This is a genomic window from Flectobacillus major DSM 103, assembly GCF_000427405.1.
Taxonomy (GTDB): Bacteria; Bacteroidota; Bacteroidia; order Cytophagales; family Spirosomataceae; genus Flectobacillus; species Flectobacillus major.
In genome coordinates this window covers 5,281,589-5,302,182 of the sequence record NZ_KE386491.1, presented here as the reverse complement: position 1 = coordinate 5,302,182, position 20,594 = coordinate 5,281,589, and the positions used below count along the sequence as shown (strand labels likewise).

Here is a 20,594-nt window from a genome sequence, read left to right as displayed (position 1 = left end):
TACTCTTGGGTAGTTTCTTTTTGTATTTTTACCTAAAATTCAAAAATGCTAGCACACAAAAGTAAATATATCAGCTTGAGAATAGCTGTTCCGACAGACTATGAGGAAGTATTTTCTCACTTTTATTATGCTAAAAACAATTCTTCTGATAATATTTCAAAAACTTTATTACCTTCGTTTCAAACTATCCTGATTTTTAATTTTGGCGTAAAAGCAATACTTCATTCCAAATACAATACTGAATTAGCCGTTGATAAATGCCTTGTTATTGGGCCAATTAAGCAGGCTTTTGATTATTCTTTGCCACCCAATTCCGAGATTTTAGTGGCCAATTTTAAAGACGACGCCTTCTATCGTTTCTTTGGCAACGCATCAATTGCCGAACATTTGCCCCTCCACCCCGACGATTTGCTCGATGAAAACTGTTTTACTGCTTTATGGGTAGAACTTAATAAAATAGATGATACGCATCGTCGAGTAGAGTTCATGCTTGAATTTTGTAAACCTTATTTAAAACAACGACATACAATCGTTGAAAAGTTGACAAATCTTAAAAACGAAAACCTAAATCCAATCAAAATCGTTGCCAGTCAGCAAAACCAAACCGAAAGAAATATTCAACTCACCCATAAAAAAACCTTAGGATTTACGGCCAAAGAAATCTGCCGCTATCAACGTTTTTTGAAAGCCATTCAGCTCATTCAAAACATTGCTTCAAATACCAGTAAAATTGATTGGTTTGAAATCATCAGCCAATGTGGATATTATGACCAAAGCCAACTTATTCACGATTTTAAGCATTATATCAATATTAGCCCAACAAAGTACATCAAGTTCCAGCAAGATATTTGTATGGCCAAAGCTGAATAAGTTCCATTTCGTTTTCTTACAATTTTAGCAAAAGGTGTTACTGTAGTTTTGTCTTATCAAAATTAAAAGATAAGACCATGAAACATTTAATTATTTATGCTCATCCTAATGATGGCAGTCTGAACCATCACCTTATGCAGACAGTTGTAGATAGTTTGCAAAGCAACAATCACGACATTGAAATAAGAGATTTGTATCAGCTTCATTTCAGCCCTGTGCTTTCATTAGAAGATATGAATGGACAACGCATGGGAAAAGTGGCAGATGATGTAAAACTTGAACAGGATTACATTTTGTGGGCAGACCATATTACGTTTATTTATCCTATTTGGTGGACAGGAATGCCTGCCATTATGAAAGGCTTTATCGACCGTGTCTTTAGCTATGGCTTTGCCTATCGTTACGTTCAAGGTGTTCAAAAAGGTTTGCTTACGGGCAAACGAACAACCATTATCAATACTCATGGAAAATCACATGCAGAATATGAAAGTATTGGAATGAACAAAGCCCTTTCGCTCACATCCGACAAAGGTATTTTTACTTATTGTGGATTTGAAATCGAGCAACATTTCTTCTTTGACAAAGCTGACAGAGCCAATGCCGAAACGATTGCTGCATGGTCTGCCCAAATCGAAAGCCTTTATGCTAAATGAGTCTTGTATTCAAAACCTCTGTTACAACCAACAGTATGATAAAACAGACAAGATCTGGAGGAATAATCAGAAGCTCTACCTTGATGGCTGCGATAAAACGCTACGTTTAGTCACTACCGAAGCAATGTTATTACTATTTGCAAAGCATTAAACTAACAACTTTTCATAACAATTAAAATCAATACTATGGAACAATCAACAAAAGTGCCGTTTAACAAATCAGTTTATCATCCGATACTTTTCAAAAGCTACAAAGTAGTAAAGAAAGCCCTAAAATACAGCTTTTATGTAGCGGTAATATACTTTGCCTATGAAGGGTTTATGATGTGGCAATAAAATTACTAATTTGTTACAGGGAGCAGTAGGTCTGATTACAAACTTCAGTTCTACTGCTCTTTCAAATTTCGATTTTTGCCATAAATCGAAGACGATAAACGTAAGAATTTTTAATGTTGACAAAACCCTCTAGGTTATTATTTTTTACGTTTAGCCATTATATTAATTATACGTATAAATTTAAAAATGAGCGTATAAATTTGTATTTAAAGTTACATTTTATTATTTTTAACATATGAATATGCTATAACCTAATATACCTTTAAACAACTTCTACAAAATGAAAAACAAACTTTCTTGTGTAATTGTTGATGATGAAGAGTCAAGCCTTGAGCTATTGAAATACTATTTTGAACAAAATAATCACCTTTCATTAAAAGCGATTTTTCATACACCATTAGATGCACTCTCGTTCCTCCTAAAAAACCCTGTTGATTTACTTATCACAGATATTAATATGCCTAAATTATCAGGGATAGAATTGTATCAAGCCGTTCATCATCATTCCTTCATCAATGTAATCTTTGTATCGGGATATTCTGAAAAGATTATAGACGCTTTACAGGTGTCGGCCATAGACTATTTGTACAAACCCTTTAGTATAGAACGATTTGAAGAGGCTGTATCGAAGGCCATCAAAATAATCAATATTTCCAAGCCATACGACTCTATTCCTTCCGAGGTTTTAGAACTTGCCTTCATGAATTACCCTTCTTTAGGTAAAATGGAAAAAAGAATAATAGACCTTTTATCAAAAGGATATTCTTCAAATATGATAGCAGAGGCACTTTTTATTTCAAAGAAAACAGTTGAAAACCATAGAGTAAATATTCGTAAAAAATTACACCTTTCTACTGAACACAACTTAGCCGCTTTATCTGTTTTTTTAACTGAAAGCGTAAAAAAATAAATAAATTGACAAAATTGGGGATGGGTACTCAAAAAATCATAGGGTGCTACCTATTGTCTTCTCTCTTCTTATTCTCATATCTTTGATAAAGGTTGATTTAATCAATCTTTTTTATAACCACTCAAGATATTCTTGTAGCTACGAATTGCGGGATAATGCCTTTGACCCAAAGAAAAATAAAGGATATTTGGAGCATACCCAATATATAAATGTATGTAGCCTAAGAAAGCTCTCCAAAGGCTAAATAAAATGAGAGTCTAACTATTTAATTATTAATATCATGAAAAAAATCATTTTATCTTCTGCATTATTGGCACTTAGCCTCCTGACGTTCTCATTTAAAAATGCGGATAAAACTACGGGAGTTTATGATGTTCAAACAGAATTAAATACGTTGAACACTGGTTTAGCAAAAAGCTTTTCGAGTGCTCATACTAGCAAGTCTGATAAAGATGTAGTATGGAGTGAATGGCATAAAGACTGGACACAAGTGGTAGCGGGTTCAGACTTAGAAATTTTGGATCACGCACTTTCCAATTATTAGTAACGTCATTGGTAAAAATAACAAAACTAACATTTTAACTATCATGAAAAGAATCATTCTATCTTCCGCATTATTGGCTCTTAGCCTCCTGACATTCTCTTTTAAAAATGCGGATAAAACTACGGGCACTTACGATATTCAAACAGAATTGAATACTTTCAATACTGGTTTAGCCAAATCTTTTTCAAATTCATATTCTACCAAAACGGATAAAGATGTTGTGTGGAGCGAATATCACAAAGAATGGACACAAGTTGCGACAGGTTCAGACTTAGATGTATTGAATCAAGCTCTTTCTAATTACTAGTAATTTTTAGGCAGTTTCAATGCTTGAAACTGCCTAAACAATATGAATATAACAATGAAAAAAAGCCTAATTTTTGCAGTGATACATTTTTCATTCATTCTCTTTTTTGCCACACATTTGTGCATTAAAGGCTATATTTCAGTTAATGAAAAAATAGATCGACCAATCCCATTCATTAGTAGTATTTCATCTTTTTTCTATAGTCTTCCTCTTTTTAATACTTATCGTATTTTAACGGGAACAAATACAGGTTATGGCTTTTTTGGAACAAGTGTGGCAACTCAAAAATTTGTTACTATAGAAATACTTGATAAAAACTGTAATGTGATATTTAAAGATGATACTTTTCATTTTCAAACAACAGTCGGTAAAAGTCGTTTTGATGGTTTTCCTACCCATATATCTAATTTTATTGATGAAACAGGAAGAATGAAAAGAGATAAAAAAACAAATCAAAAATTAATAGATTTAAGAGATAAATACGTAGAGAAGGTATTTAAACACCTAGGGAAGCGTGTATCCAAACACATTGCCAATGCTTATTCGTATAAAATTAGCCTCATTACTGTGCTTCCTATTAGTATATGGAATGAAAAGAAGTTAAATAAAAACGTAGTTTACATCGAAAAAATTTACCAATATGACCTTATCTAAATGGAAAGCTTTTTATTCAACTCAGGATTTTGAACAAGAGAAGTTTTTTCTTACTTTTTTTAGGATTGCTGTTTCATTCATTGCCCTTGTTGATATACTGGCATTGGGGGTCGACTTTCCTCTTCTTTTCTCTAAAGATGAAACCTTTATTCCACGTGAATTAATGTACTTTTTTAGTGAGTATCGAGATTCGTTTGAATGGATAAATCATTACCTATCTCTGTATGGTATGGTTGATTTCTTCTATGGAAACATCAAAATTATTTATGTCACGATGCTAATCCTAATGATGGTAGGCTTCTTAACACGATTTGTAACTTCTATAGCACTAATCCTTCAACTACTGATTTTTAAGTCCTTCAACGAATTGAATTATGGTTATGACCAATTTTTAACGATGTCGCTTTTTTATTGTGTATGGTTTCCTGTCGGAAGGTATTTTTCAATAGATAGTCGTATTTTTAATTTTACACCACGAGACTATGCTTTCAATTATATTCGTATCATACAAATCCACTTATGTATCGTGTATTTTTTTGCAGGAATAGCCAAAGCCTTAGACCCCGAGTGGTGGAATGGAATGTCACTTTGGCGTTCTATATCGTCTGTGTACAATGATTATTTCAAAATACCACCTTATATTCTTTTAGTTGTGGGTATTGGTACTGTCCTTTTAGAAACCCTCTATTCAATTTTTATTTGGATAGATAAAACACGGTATCTGATTTTGTCTTTGTGTGTACTAATGCACCTTGGTATTGCCTATATACTTGGATTATATTCATTCTCAGCACTATTAATAGTTTGGAATATCGCTGGTTTCTATCGCTTACAACCTAATGAAATTAAAATATAAACCTTGCTTTTTTGGTGTATTCCTTTTCCTATTTTTCTGTGCTCACCTTTGTAATGCACAAGATATAATAAAAGGCTATGTCAAAAATATTAAATCTGAGCCACTTATTAATGCTAATATTGTAGCGTTTGAAGATTCTACCTTGTTAAATGCCCTTGCTTTCAATATATCTGATGAGGAAGGCTTTTTTTCGTTAAAAATCCCTAAACCAATTTTATTCGTCTATCTAAAAGTATCATATTTTGGATTTAGTCCTATTACTCAGAAAATATCTCTACCAGTAAAAAAACCGCTAGAATTTATGCTAGAAGAAACTTCTATAGAGTTGAAAGAGGTAATTGTAACAACGGATGTTTTAAGAGATACCATGAATATTAAAACCCAAAATCTAAACCTTACACCAAGTTCATCTTTGAGAGACATTTTGAATAAAACTGAAGGATTTATCGTGACTAAAGAAGGGGGGATTTCTTATCAGGGTATTCCTATCACAAAGGTTTTGATTAATAAAAAAGAAGTATTTATTAATCAAAATAAAATAGCCTTAGATAACCTCAATTTTGATATGATGGAAAAACTACAATTGATTAATAACTATAAAGATAATTTTAAAGTCGACTTCGATAACTTCACCACTTCTGTGATTAATATTAAAACAAAAAAAGAATTTAAAGGTGTATTAAAGGAAAAAATTGATGGGGCTGTCGGTATCAAAAACAGTTATGAATTAAAAGCCAAAGGAATGTTTTTTTCTGATGCTTTTAATGCTTTTTTAATTCATAATACTAATAATATTGGAGAGAAAGAATTAAGTTTTGAGGATATATCAGAATCATCTATTCAAAAATCGTCTGGCTTTTTTAAAAATAATTTCAGTAATTTTTTTGTAGAAGATGAACTCCTTCAAAAAAACTTTAACTCCAACACCAGCCTAACTGTTAGAAAACAAGGAGATAATAATAAGATGGGAGTTGTTGGATATTTGAATTTTTTAGAAGCCACTAAGCTTAATCAAAATACAACTCAGATACTTGCTACGAATACTACTGCTAAAAAAGAACTGAATAACCTGTCTGATTTGGGAAAATTTGGTTCTTTGAAATATTACTTCAGTACCAAACTACATAAAAGAACTGTGCTAGATTATGTCTTTGAGGTTGGTACTGTCCACAAACAAAATCAGGATATCAATAATATCAATAATTATAACACTGTAGCTGCGAATATCATCGAGAATAATGAAACCGCGGCTTTTAGTACACATATCCATAATGCACTAAATATGAGTAGCTTACTGTCTAGCAAAATGATTTTTACTGCAACTTTGTCTTATTCAACTGAAAAGTCCAATAATAGTTTTGAATCTTCTTTTTTTACACCGAATGCTACAAATGGAAAAATAGCTCAAAACTTTGATTTAACTCAGACCCAAATAAATCCAGAATTAGGGTTGCGATACAAGTTTTCTAACCTTTTTACGCTAGAACTAGGCTCAAAATACGCTTTTTTTAATCAAAGTAGTATCATTAAAAATAGACAGTCTATTCAAAGAAATGGAACCAATGGGAATATATACCTAAGTGGAAGTGGAAAAACTAAAGCACTTGATTATTATTTTGTGATTGGTAATGATAACTATTGGTTTGCTTTAAATGACTTTAAGGCAAATACAATAGCAAAAATTAATACCTCTATTAATTACAAAATCAATAGTAGTAATAGCCTCAATGTTACCTATAATCAGTATAATTCATTATTCGATTTGTATAAAAACCTAGACACCTTGGCGGTATCTTTCAACAATAGAATCTTGGGAAATAATGATTATAATTTTCGTGTAACTAATACTAAAAAAGCCACATTGGGGTATTATTATTCTAATGTGGCCAAATCGCAGTCTTTTAACATCATTGGAAACTACGAAATAAAAAACAATTATTTAGAACCCATTTTTGATAAAGTAGAACGCAACGTATTTTATTATAAAAACTATTTAATTGACGAAAAAAAGAACATTGGCTTGAATATTGGAGCAAGAAAAAGTTTTTATTTCGGTGAAAGATTACATAGAATAGAGTTTAGTGTTAATTCTAGCACAAAGTCATCACGGTATCCTACCTATTCTGACAATACAGCTCGTCAATTTAATTTAGATGGGCAATTATATAGTTTCCAAATTGGATTTGAACCCAAATCTTTTTTTCTAACCCAAATTGATATTTCGTACATTACCAATACGCAAAAGATCTATATTGATAGCGAATTTTTAAACCAATTTTCATCTCAAATTTATACGATAGATTTGATTGCCAATCATGAAAAATTTGAAGGAAAAATAGCACTATCACAAAGAGTAAATAATTCGTTAGCATCTTCCTTTAGTATTCCGTTAATGGATATTAAAGCTACCTATAAATTGAACGACACAGTATCTCTTTTTTTAAAAGGCAAGTCTCTATTTAATTTATTTAATATTTACAAAGATAATTTTTCAGCAATAAATCAATTTTCAGACGGAATCGTCTTAAATCAAAATATCAATTTTTACAGAATCAATTACTTAATATTGGGAGTATCATTACATCTTTAACGAAAATTTACTATGAGAAAAAACATTATATTTTCAGTGGTTTTATGTCTGGTGTCCAACCTTTTTTATGGTCAAGCCGAAAATAAAATAATAAAGGTATCCTATATTTCAACCCCTACGAGCCAGTATCAAATTCCTGCTAATACTTCTCGTCCACAAGATGAAGTAAAAGCAAGTATAGCCTTAAAACAAGGATATAAGTATCACTATACACTGTATATTAACCCAAAAACAAGCCAATCTCTCTATAAATTTGAGCGGTTGAACATCAATAAACCCAAAGGGCAAGAAGCCGTAGAATTAAAACTAAATGATGAATTAGCTTACTGTATCAAAACATCACCCAAAACATATTATAAATATGAAAGTATTTTTAATAGACCTTTTTATTCAAATGGAGGAATGAAAGATTTGGAATGGAGCATCACTAACGAAAAGAAAAACATGCTTGGGTTTGATTGTACTAAGGCTATAGCTAAGAACAAAAACTACTTAATATCGGTATGGTTTACAGACAAAATACCTGTTTCGAGTGGGCCATCCAATTATTTTGGATTGCCTGGTTTGGTTATCTGGTCAGAGGATTTTTTCAGAACTACACAAATTGAAAAAATCGAATATATAACCGAACAATCGTATCCTTTAGAGCAGGAAATTGCCAAAATAAAAGCAGATTTTGATAAAAACAAAAAGGCTTCAGAAATTCAAGAAAAATTATTTCTGGAAAAAAAGTCGGAATTAATCAAATCAATGATGGCAATGATGAAATGATTGAATATATTATCATCTTCGTTGCTCAGGTCTAGTGAGTCTAAGAGTTTGTTCCTTAGGCTCTCACCACCCTCTAAAAGACAAGCAGAAGGATAGGTATTAATGCTCTCTGAACATTGAGTTTTCAGGCATTTATCTTTTTTGTTTGAAATACCATCTATAAACTACTCAAACTCATAATGCCCAAAATAATTGTTGGAAAACTGGCTCTTTTGAAAAAAATAGCTTTTGATCAAGTATTTTCTATGTTTATTTACTTTAATTCAAAAAGCTGTTTTTAAAAAGAGACCGCTATAAGGTTGTCTAACTCTTATCATAACATGAACTATAAAAACTTGATTTTAGCATGCTTCATTTTTGCCAATACAAACTTTTTTACATTTGGCCAAGTAAAAGCACCGTCCCCTCTTCTTCCGATTCCAAGCCCAAACCAACTGAGATGGCAGCAAATGGAATATTATGCTTTTGTCCACTTTTCGGTCAATACTTACACCGATATGTCGTGGGGAAAAGGTGATGAAGACCCTCAAATTTTTAATCCTGATAAATTAGATTGTCGCCAATGGGCCAGAATTTGTAAAGAGGCAGGTATGAAAGGTGTTATTATTACAGCAAAACATCATAGTGGCTTTTGTCTTTGGCCATCAAAATACACGGATTATTCAGTAAAGAATGTTCCATGGAAAAATGGAAAGGGCGACATTGTACGTGAAATGGCCGACGCGTGTAAAGAGTATGGTTTGAAACTGGGAATTTATCTTTCGCCATGGGACAGAAATCATCCAGACTATGGAAAACCAGAATACATTACTTATTTCAGAAATCAATTGCGTGAACTATTGACAAATTATGGTGAAATTTTTGAAGTCTGGTTTGATGGTGCCAACGGAGGTTCTGGTTATTATGGCGGAGCTAATGAAACACGCAAGATAGACCGTAATATTTACTATGATTGGGAGAATACGTATAAACTGGTTCGTTCCTTACAACCCAAGATTGTAATTTGGAATGATGGCGGAGATCGAGCAGACCTTCGTTGGGTTGGAACGGAAGCAGGTTATGTTGGCGAAACCAACTGGAGTTTATTAAATGCAAAGGGTGATATACCAGAAGAAATGCTTCGTTACGGATTAGAAAATGGGAATACTTGGGTACCAGGCGAAGTAAATACATCTATCAGACCCGAATGGTTTTATCATCCGAAAGAAGATAGCAAAGTAAAAACTTTACCTCAATTGATGGATATTTATTACAATTCTATTGGTAGAAATGCCACTTTGTTATTAAATTTTCCTATTATGCCCAATGGTTTAATTCATCCTTATGATGAAAAAGCCGTGTTGGATTTTAGAAAAGCTGTCAAAGAAGCATTTTCGCTAAACCTTATTAAAGGGGCAAATGTAGTAGCGTCTAATGTGCGTGGAAACAACCCACAATTTGGAGCAAATAAGGCCATTGATGTAAGTACTGAAAGTTATTGGACAACCGATGATAAGGTAAAGTCTGCTAGCTTAACTTTCAATTTTGCAAAACCCACTACCTTTAATCGTTTTTTGATACAAGAGTATATCAAATTAGGACAAAGGGTAAAATCGTTTACTTTGGAAGCCTTCGTCAATAATCAATGGGAAGAAGTAGCCAAAGAAACAACGATAGGCTATAAACGTATTCTACGTTTCAAAACTGTTAAAGCTACAAAACTTCGATTGAACATAACCGATTCTAAGGAATGCCCACTGATTTCTAATATTGGCATTTATGATGCCCCCCAAATATTAGTGCCACCAGTAGCCATTCGTGAGCGTTCGGGAGATGTACGAATTATTCCAGCAGACTTCGAGTCTCAAATATATTATACATTAGATGGTAGCACGCCTACTTTAAAATCGAATCAATATACTGGGCCTATCAAAACTGATGATGGAAAAGTTGCCGTTAAATGTATTAGTTATGACCCAAAAAGTAAAAAGACAAGTGCTTTGACGGAGGAAAAATTTGATATTGCTAAAAAGTCTTGGAAAATTGTTGGTATTGAAGATAATGCAGCGAATAACCTATTAGATGGCAATCCAGATACACAATGGTATCAAAAAAATACGGTTAAAATGCCCGTTGATTTGGTGATCGATTTGGGTAAAAATCAAAACATTAGCGGTTTCAGATACTTGCCTGACCAAAATTGGTGGGGTTCAGGAATTATCACACATTACAGTTTCTTTGTATCTGAGAATGGCAACGACTGGAAACAAGTTGACGAAGGCGAATTCTCAAATATTAAAAATAATCCTTTGTGGCAAATCAAAACTTTTGCCCCTCAAAAAGCTAGATACATCAAATTAAGAGCTTTACGAAACACCAAAGACGATGACACCGTCGGCTATGCTGAAATTGATATTATCACGGAATAGGTAATCAAGTTTTTTCTATTAGCAGGCAAATTAATTTGCCTGCTAATAGAAAAAACTCGCCTACGACCTTTGTATTATTCAAAACAGGCTATTTCAATAATTGAGTAACATTTGTTCTAAATGTTTTCCCGATAGGAATGATATGCTCACCAATAAATATTCTATTACCTTCAATACTTTTTATGTGTTTTGGAGCAACTACAAATGATTTATGCACTTGCAAGAATACATTTTTTGGCAACAATTCTAATAAAGTTGATATTTTTTCTCGGATGGTGATTGGTTCACTTGTAGTTACGATTTTGCTGTAATTTCCAGTAGCTTCGATGTACTGAATAGTATTAGTTTCAACTTGAATGGACTTTTTATTGCTTTGCAGAAAAATTCGATTAGACATTTCTTTGCTTGCTGATGGCTCAACAACTTTAGCGATTGTACTACTGAACGTTTTATTAATGGCTTTTAAAAAGCGTTCAAAGCCAAATGGTTTTAATAAATAATCCGAAATATTATGCTCATAACCTTCAAGGGCATATTCTTTATAAGCTGTTGTTACAATTACTTTGGGTGGATGAGTTAAAGTTTTGAGCAATTCAAACCCTTTTAATATGGGCATATTCAAATCTAAAAAAATTAAATCTACTTCATTTTTGTTCAAATATTCAAATGCTTCCAAAGCGTCATAACAACTCTTCATCAACTGCATTTGTGGTAGTAAATCACAATAGCCTTTGATAATGTCATGAGTAATAAACTCGTCATCAATAATTAAATATTTAATCATAATTGGCCTAAAGTTAATTGTGCTTTGTAAACATTTTCAATTACCGAAAATGATAAATGATGCCTATTGGGATAAATCAATTCCAGTCTTCGTCGTAGGTTTTCCAGTCCAATTCCTGGTTTATATTCTTTATTTCCAGACATACCAAAATTATTTTCAACCGTAAATTGTATCTCGTTTTTATCAGAAACAACATCGACCTTCACAAAAGCGTTTTCTCTCAAAGTCTCGACTCCATGCTTAAAAGAATTTTCTAATAGAATAATAAATAACAAAGGAACAACTTTACTGTTTTCATCAATATCAGCGTTGAAATAAATCGCTATATTTTTGTGATACCTCATTTGATGCAGCTCAATATAATTCTTCAAATAGCCTATTTCTTCTTCCAGCGTTACCATTTCTTTTTTGCCTTCATAAATACTATAACGCATCATATCCGATAATTTAAGAATTAATTCTTGTGCTTTTTTGGCATCCTTAGTAACTAACCCATATAAGTTATTGAGTATATTAAAGAAAAAATGTGGATTTACTTGACTTTTCAAAAGCATTAATTCTGCTTTTGCTTTTTCGTTTTTTAGCTGGGCAATAGCAATTAGCTGTTTCATAAACCAAAAAATACCAATACCCAACAACAAAATGTAATATAAAATAACAAGAATAGTGACTTTGGGATGATAATTCCCTAGAAAAACAACAGACTTATTGTCGGTGAAAATTACTTCAAATGCTGTAATAATTATCGGCACAAGTGCTACAATAACTAGCACGAGTACCACCACATTCGTATTGTATTTTTTGAATATCATGTCGCAAAATTAAGGCTAATGTGTATTTTCTAAAATAAAGTTGACCAACAACTGATATGCGGTGTTGAAATTTAACCAATCTATGATGAAATCACTTTATTCACGCTACAAGACTTTTTATTGTCCTTAACAATGTGTTTGTCACAATTATTTTAAAAGTGATAAAACCACATTTACGTTTGCAGAAACTTAAAATTAAAAAAATGAAACAAAGAATTTTCAGATTCGCAAAGCATATAACTGCAGCAATTTTAGTTCTCGGCACGTTAGGCATCTTATTTGGTTTATATCACGGGGCAAGCTTCCATTATGGCGACGACCCCAAAATGATGAATTGGGATAAAGATGGCCCTTATGTTTTCTATAAAAAAGATAGTGTATTAAAGGTGAATTATATCAGAGGTAACCAAGATAATGGATTTTCATTAGACCAAAAAGAGTACACAACCGAAAAGGAAATCCCAACTTTTTGTTATTTCTCACTTGATTCCACCCGTTTTGAATTTTCAATAAATAGGAATATAAAAACTCCAGTAAATACCTATCATGATAAAAACAAGATTTTAGCAATTTCAGATATTGAAAGTAGTTTTAAAACTTTCCGAGATTTTCTTATCAATAATAAGGTGATTGATAAAAACCTAAATTGGACTTTTGGAAAGGGTCATTTAGTGTTAGTGGGAGATTTTGTAGATAGAGATTTTTCAACAACCCAAGTACTTTGGTTTATTTATAAACTAGAACAAGAGGCTACAATACAAGGCGGTTCTGTTCATTTTATTTTGGGAAATCACGAATTGAAAAATATGCAGGGAAATTACGAAACGACATCTCAAAAATACTTTCATGTGGCAGCAATTTTAGGAAAGCGACAAGACGAATTATACGATTCAAATTCATTTATTGGCAAATGGATGGCAAGTAAAAATACCCTAGAATGTATTAACGGAATACTTTTTACGCATGGAGGATTACACCCAGATTTAGTAAAATATCGTGTAACCTTAGATGAAATCAATGAAATTGTAAGGAAGCATTATTATAAACCTTATTATCCAAAATCAGAGAAAAACTTAACACAATTGTTGATTTCTACCTATACAGGAATTTCTTGGTATAGAGGTTATTTCAAAGGCAATTTGACACAAGAAGTAGTAGAGCGTAGTTTGAATAAGTTCCAGGCAAGGTCAATTGTTGTTGGGCATACACTTCAACCTAAAGTCAACCGACAATACAAAGGTAAAGTAATAGGTATTGATGTAAAACACCCCAAAGATTACCATAAGAATTTCCCGAACACTAAATCAGAAGGTTTACTCATTGAAGGGTGCAAATATTACAGGGTTTTGCACAATGGGGAAAAAGAAGAAATATAAATTTCGTACTTGTCGATGACAGCTTTTTATTGCCTAAATATTTATAAAAAGTTATAATATGCTAACATTCTTATAAATAGTTTGGGAGTCTGGTACTTCAAACGTCACCAATATAGCATTAGTAGATGATTTAAGCTTTGGCGTGCAGCAATAAACTATTGAGGGAAAGGACAACCGACAAGGAAAAACCTAAAATAACATTAGGAGCAAGCACCGACACAATGAGTGATCACTTTCAATTTTGTATGTAAACAACATCGTTTATTGCTCTTACTTCTTTTTTACAAAATAAGAGGTATCTTATGAAAGATAACCTCTTATTAGAATACCGAAGGTAATTCACTCGCAATGAAACTTCCCTTTCATACCATATTTCATTATTTTCTTACTTTAACTTAGGACACTTTATAGTTGTAGGGATTAGATACCTTATCTTAACAGTAGCTACCAAGTAGCTATCGTTACCATCAACAGTCCCCCTTTTACTTCCAACTCCCCCCAAACTTGCCAATTCACTGAGAGGGTCATTGGTTGGTAAATTATTTTTTTCAAGCAAATATATTAATTGAGAGGTTCGGTCTTGCCCAGTACGAGCATGAATAAGTTCTTCTACTCTTCTGGACATTCGGGTTACAAGAGCCCTGTCAGAACCACTGAATAACAACGTATTGGGATATATACTACTTACATCATCGATGTAATCAGTGAATAGCACTCTATATCCAAGTTCAAAGGCAATGTCTATATTTCGTTTATATTTCATGCGTATTCCTATACTGATAGGAATACTAATACCATTCAGGGCGTATGGAGTAGCATAGACCTCATTACCTGTATTCTGGCCTTCTGTACCTAAAGGCTGTAAAGCTACCCATTGGTCGCCCATATCTACAGGGATTTTGGCTTTGGGATTATGAATATAATAGCCAATACCAGCACCTATATAAGGTTGAATTAAATTTCGTTTAAATTGACTACTAGCATTAGTAAATGGTAGGTATCGCAACTGCAAACTAGCTTCATTCACATCATTTCTGAAATGAAGATTACGGGCATAATTCTCTAACTTAGAAGAATGTATATCATCGGCACCTAGCCTCGCCCACATTAAACCTGCTCCTATTTCAAATCGTCTACTTATCTGTCGATTAACTCCTACTGAAACATTCCAGTAGGTATTATGAATGGTTGATTGGAGAAAATCTTTTATTGGAGCTAGATCTCCATAATACCAAGCTCCACCAATACCTGCCTCAAATGATGTGTAATCATCAAATTTTGCTTTGTACTGTGCTTCAGCTGTTACAGAAGCTAGCAAAAGACCCAACCACAAGCCAAGGATTTTTCTCATATCATGGCAATATTTACTAATGTGTTTTAGTTTGAAAAGTTTGTTGATATGTTGGCCACGCAATCGTTTTATAAGCATTATCGCCAAAATATCTCATAGCCATTTCTGTTTTCACCACGTCATTATATCCTTGTAAATAGTTTAATAGCTTGAGTTGTTCATCAATAAACACTATCGTAGGGAATTTTATTACCCCCTTTAAGAGATAGCTTGCCAGAGGATTCATTCCATCTTTAGATTGGTACAAATGTCCTGCAAAATTGATAGGAGCTTTGTCAAAAGCATCTAATTTTACGGCATAATAAGTATCATTTATATATTGAGCTAACCATTGGTTTTTCAGTACTTTTTCTTCAAAATCATGGCAATAGTGACAATCTTTTGAATATACTTCAAACAATATTTTTTTAGGCGACTGTTTATATTTTTCATTAAGGCTGTCAATACTCAACCAATGAATCGATGTGGATTGGGCACTTACAAAACAAGAAGTCCCAAACAATAACAAGATTACTTTCAAAAAGTTGGACATTCTATTATCTAGTTCTGGTTCTTACAACACTGATAGGCACACATAATGGCACACAATCGGGTGTACAAATTATATACGGTAAAGGATTAGGCATACAAAAGTTGCTAGCTGCAATATTGGTTATTTTACCTCCTATTGTCAAATTGCTAATGCTTCCATTGCCACACACGACATATAAATTATATACATCGTTAGTTAGGTTGTTAAATGTAGTACTTGTACTAATAGCCTGTATAATACCTCTTCCATTGGTAAGTACATATTGGGGGTTAATTCCATTAGCAGGAGGAACCGTGATAGTTGAGCTATATGTATTACAGTCGCAAACAGACAAATCAACAGTATTACTTTTTAAACAATGCTCAAGATTATTAAAATCACTTCCAACCTCAATATTAGGTATAATAGATTGGTTCATATCATACGTAATAGAGGCAGCTTGATAGCCACCTACCCTTACATTATACAGGGTAGTATTGTTGGGGGTAGATTTATAAGTGATAATATTATTTGCATCAAGCAGAACAACATAGCTAACCACCGTTGGTGCTTGGGTTTGACCAGCTAAGGTTAAGGTTATATTACCCGGTTTGAAATTGCATCCTTGAGTCTGCCCATAAGTATTTATTCCTGTAGCCAGCAACAAGTAAAGAATCCATATCAAGTATTTATTTAATAGTTCTTTCATAATTTTTGCTTTTATTGATATGTATTCAATTGAAAGCATGGAATAATATCTTGGATATGACACATCGGTCATATCCAAGATATTAGTATTTTAAAAACCTAGCACACCTGGGTTAATGTCGGTAGGACAGTTAACAGTAGTTGTTGTTTCATTTGAAGGTTTTGTAATTCCTCCAGCTGTTACATTGGCTGTATTTTTAAACACTCCATTGAAAAGTGGCTTCACCGTAATTGGGATATTAATACTTTGTCCAGCAGGTATCTGAGTAGAACCATTATTGGTACAAGTAACTAACTGTCCATTGGTGCTACATGTAAATCCAGAACCACCTCCTGATACGTATTGAAGTCCAACTTGTAAGTTGTCAGTAATAGTTACAACACCTACAGTAGCTGCTGTTCCACCGTTTGTAACGGTCAAGGTATAATTGTAATTAACACCTACAGTACCTGTATTTGGAGCACTCTTCGCAATACTTACATTATCTTTCGGCACATCGTTGATAGTAGTAGGTACTTCGTTAGATGGCTTTGGAGTTGTAGTAGGGTCACCACCACCTATTACATAACCAGTGTTACGGATAGGGGTATTTGCGGCAGTTGCAGTTAATGGTTTTACTGTTAATACAATTACACTACTTCCATTAGGAGCAATCGACGAGGAGCTTGTACAGGTCACCGTCTGTCCAGCAATACTACAAGTCCAGCCTGACGCATTAGCACTAACGTACTGTAGTTGACTTGGCAAGTTATCTGTTACGGTAATAGCACCTGTTGTAGCAGTTAAGCCTGTATTGTTTACAGTAAGAGTATAATCGAAGTTTGTACCTACAGATGCAATATTAGGACCTGTTTTAGTCAACACCAAATTAGGTTTTGGAGGATTAATAACATTTGTTGTCACATTATTAGATACTTCAGGAGTAGGGTCGCCACCACCTTGTACACTAGCAACGTTTGTATAAGTTCCAGCCTGAGTTGGTTTTACAGTTATTGTTATTGAACTACTAGCATTCACCGCTAATACTGCCGAACTGGTGCATGTTACAACTTGACCAACAACATTACAAGTCCATCCATTAGTACCGCCAGTCACATAAGTTAAGCCAACAGGAAGGTTATCAGTTACAGTAACAACACCATTTGTCGAAGTTGTTCCGCTATTTGTTACAACCAATGTATAGTCGTAATTCACATTCAATGTACCACTTACTGGGCCTGCCTTCGTTATCAATAGATTAGGTTTTGGTGCAGGGTTAATATCGGTAGTAACCTCATTAGATGGTTTTGGAGGGTTTGTATCACCACCACCACTTACAGAAGCTGTGTTTTTGATGGTTGTACCACTTGCAGCATCTAAAGGTTTCACGGTTAAATTAATAACAGACGAACCATTTACAGCAATACTTGAACTACTCATACATGTTACTGTTTGGCCAACGGCACTACAGCTCCAGTTGCTACCAGTAGCTCCAATATATTGTAAGTTACTTGCCAAAACATCAGTTACAGTAACTGTTCCAGTTGTTGAAGCATTACCTGTATTATTAACTGTTAGAGTATAGTTATAATTAACGCCTACTGTAGCTGTAATTGGCCCTGTTTTATTGATAGACAAATTAGGCTTAGGTGTTGGATTAATAACGGTTTCTACAGGATTCGATGGCTTAGGATCAACGGTAGGGTCGCCACCACCAGATACATAAGCAACGTTACGAGCTGGAGAACCAGCAAGCGTTGCTGAGATTGGTTGCACAGTAATCACAATATTACTACTAGCGTTCACTGCAATTGCTGAGCTACTTGTACAAGTCACTAACTGTCCTGCGGCACTACATGTCCAACCATTTCCACTACCTCCTACATAAGACAAATTGTTTGGTAAGTTATCTGAAACAGTAATAATTCCACTTGTTCCAGTTGTTCCAGTATTACTAACCGTTAGGGTATAGTCGAAATTAACTCCTACAGTTCCTGAAGAAGGGCCTACTTTTGCTATTACTAAATTAGGCTTAGCCGGTTCGTTAATAACAGTTGTAACTGGATTCGATGGACGTTTAGGAACAATGTCTCCGCCACCACTTACCCAAGCTTTATTCACAATTGTACCTGTAACGCTACTTATCACAGTCAAGTTAATTGGGCTATTACCTCCAGAAGGAATAGATGAGGTTGTTGAGCACGTTACTAGTTTTCTACCATCTGCCAAATTAGAAGCCACACAAGACCAACCAGAACCAGAACCAGACACAAAAGATAAGCCAGTAGCTAAGGTATCTGATACCACAGTTGTTCCATAAGTTGGTGCTGTACCTGTATTACTTACTGTCAATGTATAGTTATAGTTTACACCTTTTTCTGCCACACTCGGCCCTGCTTTCAACAAACTTAACTCTGGCACACAGACAACGTATCCGACAGCCGCAGTAATATCAAAACAATCTCCACTAATAGAGTTGATCAAACCGCCAACAACCAAACCGTTTATATTACCTGCATAACTCACACCGTATACATTATAAATACCATTGCTATATCCTGAAAAGCTTGGGCTATTAGAAATAGCTATAATACGACCTGTACCATTTGTTAGGACATACTTATTAGTTTGCCCAGCACTATTTGTTTGCCCCGATTGAGTTACAGTAAATACTCCTGTTGTGTTATTACAATCACAAACGTTCAATGCAATTGGGGTGGTTTTATTACAATAGCTTACTTGATTGATATCTCCCCCTACTACTAAATTTGGAGCAACGCTATTGTTATACGTTACCGCAATTGCTTGGTAGTTATTGGCACTTACATTATTAATTGTAAGTGTATTTACAGGCGAAACATACTGAATAATACCTGACGCATTGGTCAAAACAAGCTGACTAGAGATATTTGCCCCTGTAGATTGCCCTGTAAGTGTCATTGTCACTGTACCTGTCTTATAGTTACAAGCTTGCCCATAACTTGTTATGCTAATTATAAGCATAAGCATGACTATCCCTATCATGCTGTACAAACCATTTGGTCGTAATGATAGGAAATTATTTGGATATGTATTTTTTCTCATAAATCTAGATTTGTTTGGCTAGAATAACATTCTAATTTTTAGTTAATGTACCAGCACTAATACCGCATCCTGCAAGAGTTGAATTACTTGTTGCAGTATTATTTCCTGTATTTGTTTCACCACCACCAGATACAATTCCTGTGATGCTAAATGAGCCTGTTGTTGTTGGAGTTACACTAACTGGAAAACTTGAGCTACCACTAGCAGCTATATTGGGAGCATTATTGGTACAAGTTAATGTTAGTGGGCCAACTACTGGGCCAGATGGATTACAAACCCATCCATTTCCACCTCCGTTATTAAAGGTCATTCCTGAAGGGATTGATATTGATTCTGTAATTGCACCAGTAGTTGGTACAGAGCCTACATTATTTATACTTACAGTATAGCTATATGCTACATTGGGAGTTGCTGTCGTTGGCCCTGATATCGATGTAGTTACATCAGGTGTACCAGTACTTGGGCAACTTGCAGCTGTTCCATAGTTATTTTTGTATGCCTCATTAAGACCCCCATTTATACCACTAATAGTAATAGAAAGGCCTGAATTCAGTTTTTTGGTATCAGCGGGGCCACTAGCGTCGGCTGTTACTCTATACATTCTTACATCACCAAGGCAAGATTGTGTTCTGAAACGAAATAGAGGAATGTCTACATTAGCTGCTATGTCTGTTAAGATAACAGATACAGGCAATGAAAAAAAGCCATATTCTGTAGTGGCATTAAATGCTGTTCTTTGACGAATCCAGCTATACTGACCTGAATTGGTTGAAGGCAAGAGATCTTCAAAAGGTGCTACATTAGTCATGGTATTTCCTGTTTGTGCCACAGGAGCAAATGTTCCAATCGGAGCGACTAAGGTATACTGAATCGTTGAGATGTTGGTCTGCTCAGCAGCAAGACTCAAGGCTATATCTGACTTCATTGAAGCATAATAGTAGCCATCCGACTTCAGTTCTATTTTATAACTAAAGTGGGGACTCGCAACTTGGCTATGTGCTGATACACTGAATAAAAGCAGAGTTATCATCACACTAAGAGATAATGCTATTTTTCTCATATTTTCTTGTTTTTATATTTTAAACGCTT

19 protein-coding genes are annotated in these 20,594 nt (G+C 34.0%); 12 read left to right on the top strand and 7 right to left on the bottom strand.

The window, feature by feature from the left end; translation table 11 throughout:
* Positions 1-45: 45 nt before the first annotated feature.
* From FLEMA_RS0163700 to FLEMA_RS0163595, 11 genes are all read left to right on the top strand, one after another.
* Positions 46-870, top strand: a complete 825-nt coding sequence (locus tag FLEMA_RS0163700; RefSeq protein ID WP_026997606.1) for a helix-turn-helix domain-containing protein — start codon at positions 46-48, stop codon at positions 868-870.
* A gap of 77 nt (positions 871-947) precedes the next feature.
* Positions 948-1,523, top strand: a complete 576-nt coding sequence (locus FLEMA_RS0163695; RefSeq protein WP_026997605.1) for an NAD(P)H-dependent oxidoreductase — start codon at positions 948-950, stop codon at positions 1,521-1,523.
* A gap of 186 nt (positions 1,524-1,709) precedes the next feature.
* Complete coding sequence (locus tag FLEMA_RS77015) at positions 1,710-1,859, top strand: hypothetical protein (protein ID WP_159102745.1); 150 nt, start codon at positions 1,710-1,712, stop codon at positions 1,857-1,859.
* A gap of 280 nt (positions 1,860-2,139) precedes the next feature.
* On the top strand, positions 2,140-2,769 hold the full coding sequence (locus FLEMA_RS76425; protein ID WP_052354347.1) for a response regulator transcription factor: 630 nt from the start codon (positions 2,140-2,142) through the stop codon (positions 2,767-2,769).
* Positions 2,770-3,049: 280 nt separating this feature from the next.
* Positions 3,050-3,313: a hypothetical protein gene (locus FLEMA_RS0163655; RefSeq protein WP_026997603.1), complete on the top strand. Its 264-nt coding sequence runs from the start codon at positions 3,050-3,052 to the stop codon at positions 3,311-3,313.
* A gap of 43 nt (positions 3,314-3,356) precedes the next feature.
* Positions 3,357-3,620, top strand: coding sequence for a hypothetical protein (locus FLEMA_RS0163650; RefSeq protein ID WP_026997602.1), 264 nt, complete (start codon positions 3,357-3,359; stop codon positions 3,618-3,620).
* 54 nt (positions 3,621-3,674) lie between these two features.
* Positions 3,675-4,274, top strand: a complete 600-nt coding sequence (locus tag FLEMA_RS0163640) for a hypothetical protein (protein ID WP_144080177.1) — start codon at positions 3,675-3,677, stop codon at positions 4,272-4,274.
* Positions 4,261-5,130, top strand: coding sequence for an HTTM domain-containing protein (locus tag FLEMA_RS75425; protein WP_044174090.1), 870 nt, complete (start codon positions 4,261-4,263; stop codon positions 5,128-5,130). The genes FLEMA_RS0163640 and FLEMA_RS75425 overlap by 14 nt, the downstream gene beginning before the upstream one ends.
* A complete protein-coding gene (locus tag FLEMA_RS0163615) occupies positions 5,114-7,720 on the top strand; it encodes a peptidase associated/transthyretin-like domain-containing protein (RefSeq protein WP_044174087.1) in 2,607 nt (868 codons plus the stop codon). The genes FLEMA_RS75425 and FLEMA_RS0163615 overlap by 17 nt, the downstream gene beginning before the upstream one ends.
* 12 nt (positions 7,721-7,732) lie before the next feature.
* Positions 7,733-8,491: a GLPGLI family protein gene (locus tag FLEMA_RS0163610; protein ID WP_026997598.1), complete on the top strand. Its 759-nt coding sequence runs from the start codon at positions 7,733-7,735 to the stop codon at positions 8,489-8,491.
* Positions 8,492-8,940: 449 nt separating this feature from the next.
* The gene (locus FLEMA_RS0163595; RefSeq protein WP_218918580.1) at positions 8,941-10,899 is read left to right on the top strand and encodes an alpha-L-fucosidase; all 1,959 of its coding nucleotides are present in this window, start codon (positions 8,941-8,943) and stop codon (positions 10,897-10,899) included.
* Between the two features lie 88 nt (positions 10,900-10,987).
* On the opposite strand, the gene FLEMA_RS75420 is transcribed toward FLEMA_RS0163595, so the two are convergent.
* Both FLEMA_RS75420 and FLEMA_RS75415 read right to left on the bottom strand, forming a co-directional pair.
* Positions 10,988-11,683 (bottom strand): LytR/AlgR family response regulator transcription factor, encoded by a 696-nt coding sequence (locus FLEMA_RS75420; RefSeq protein WP_044174083.1) that lies wholly within the window; start codon positions 11,681-11,683, stop codon positions 10,988-10,990.
* Complete coding sequence (locus tag FLEMA_RS75415) at positions 11,680-12,294, bottom strand: sensor histidine kinase (protein ID WP_218918553.1); 615 nt, start codon at positions 12,292-12,294, stop codon at positions 11,680-11,682. Before FLEMA_RS75415 ends, FLEMA_RS75420 begins: the two co-directional genes overlap by 4 nt.
* 404 nt (positions 12,295-12,698) lie before the next feature.
* On the opposite strand from FLEMA_RS75415, the gene FLEMA_RS0163535 reads away from it, so the two are divergent.
* Entirely contained in the window at positions 12,699-13,871 is a 1,173-nt protein-coding gene (locus FLEMA_RS0163535) for a metallophosphoesterase (protein WP_026998032.1), read from the top strand.
* A 385-nt stretch (positions 13,872-14,256) separates the two neighbouring features.
* On the opposite strand, the gene FLEMA_RS75410 is transcribed toward FLEMA_RS0163535, so the two are convergent.
* From FLEMA_RS75410 to FLEMA_RS75390, 5 genes are all read right to left on the bottom strand, one after another.
* Entirely contained in the window at positions 14,257-15,222 is a 966-nt protein-coding gene (locus FLEMA_RS75410; protein ID WP_044174078.1) for a DUF6089 family protein, read from the bottom strand.
* Positions 15,223-15,238: 16 nt separating this feature from the next.
* Positions 15,239-15,754 carry a thioredoxin family protein gene (locus FLEMA_RS75405; protein WP_044174076.1) on the bottom strand — a complete coding sequence of 172 codons (516 nt, stop codon included), beginning with the start codon at positions 15,752-15,754 and terminating at the stop codon, positions 15,239-15,241.
* Between the two features lie 4 nt (positions 15,755-15,758).
* On the bottom strand, positions 15,759-16,442 hold the full coding sequence (locus FLEMA_RS75400) for a hypothetical protein (RefSeq protein ID WP_044174074.1): 684 nt from the start codon (positions 16,440-16,442) through the stop codon (positions 15,759-15,761).
* Positions 16,443-16,532: 90 nt separating this feature from the next.
* On the bottom strand, positions 16,533-19,505 hold the full coding sequence (locus FLEMA_RS75395) for a beta strand repeat-containing protein (RefSeq protein ID WP_081681407.1): 2,973 nt from the start codon (positions 19,503-19,505) through the stop codon (positions 16,533-16,535).
* Positions 19,506-19,536: 31 nt separating this feature from the next.
* Entirely contained in the window at positions 19,537-20,565 is a 1,029-nt protein-coding gene (locus FLEMA_RS75390) for a hypothetical protein (protein ID WP_144080176.1), read from the bottom strand.
* Between the last annotated feature and the right edge of the window lie 29 nt (positions 20,566-20,594).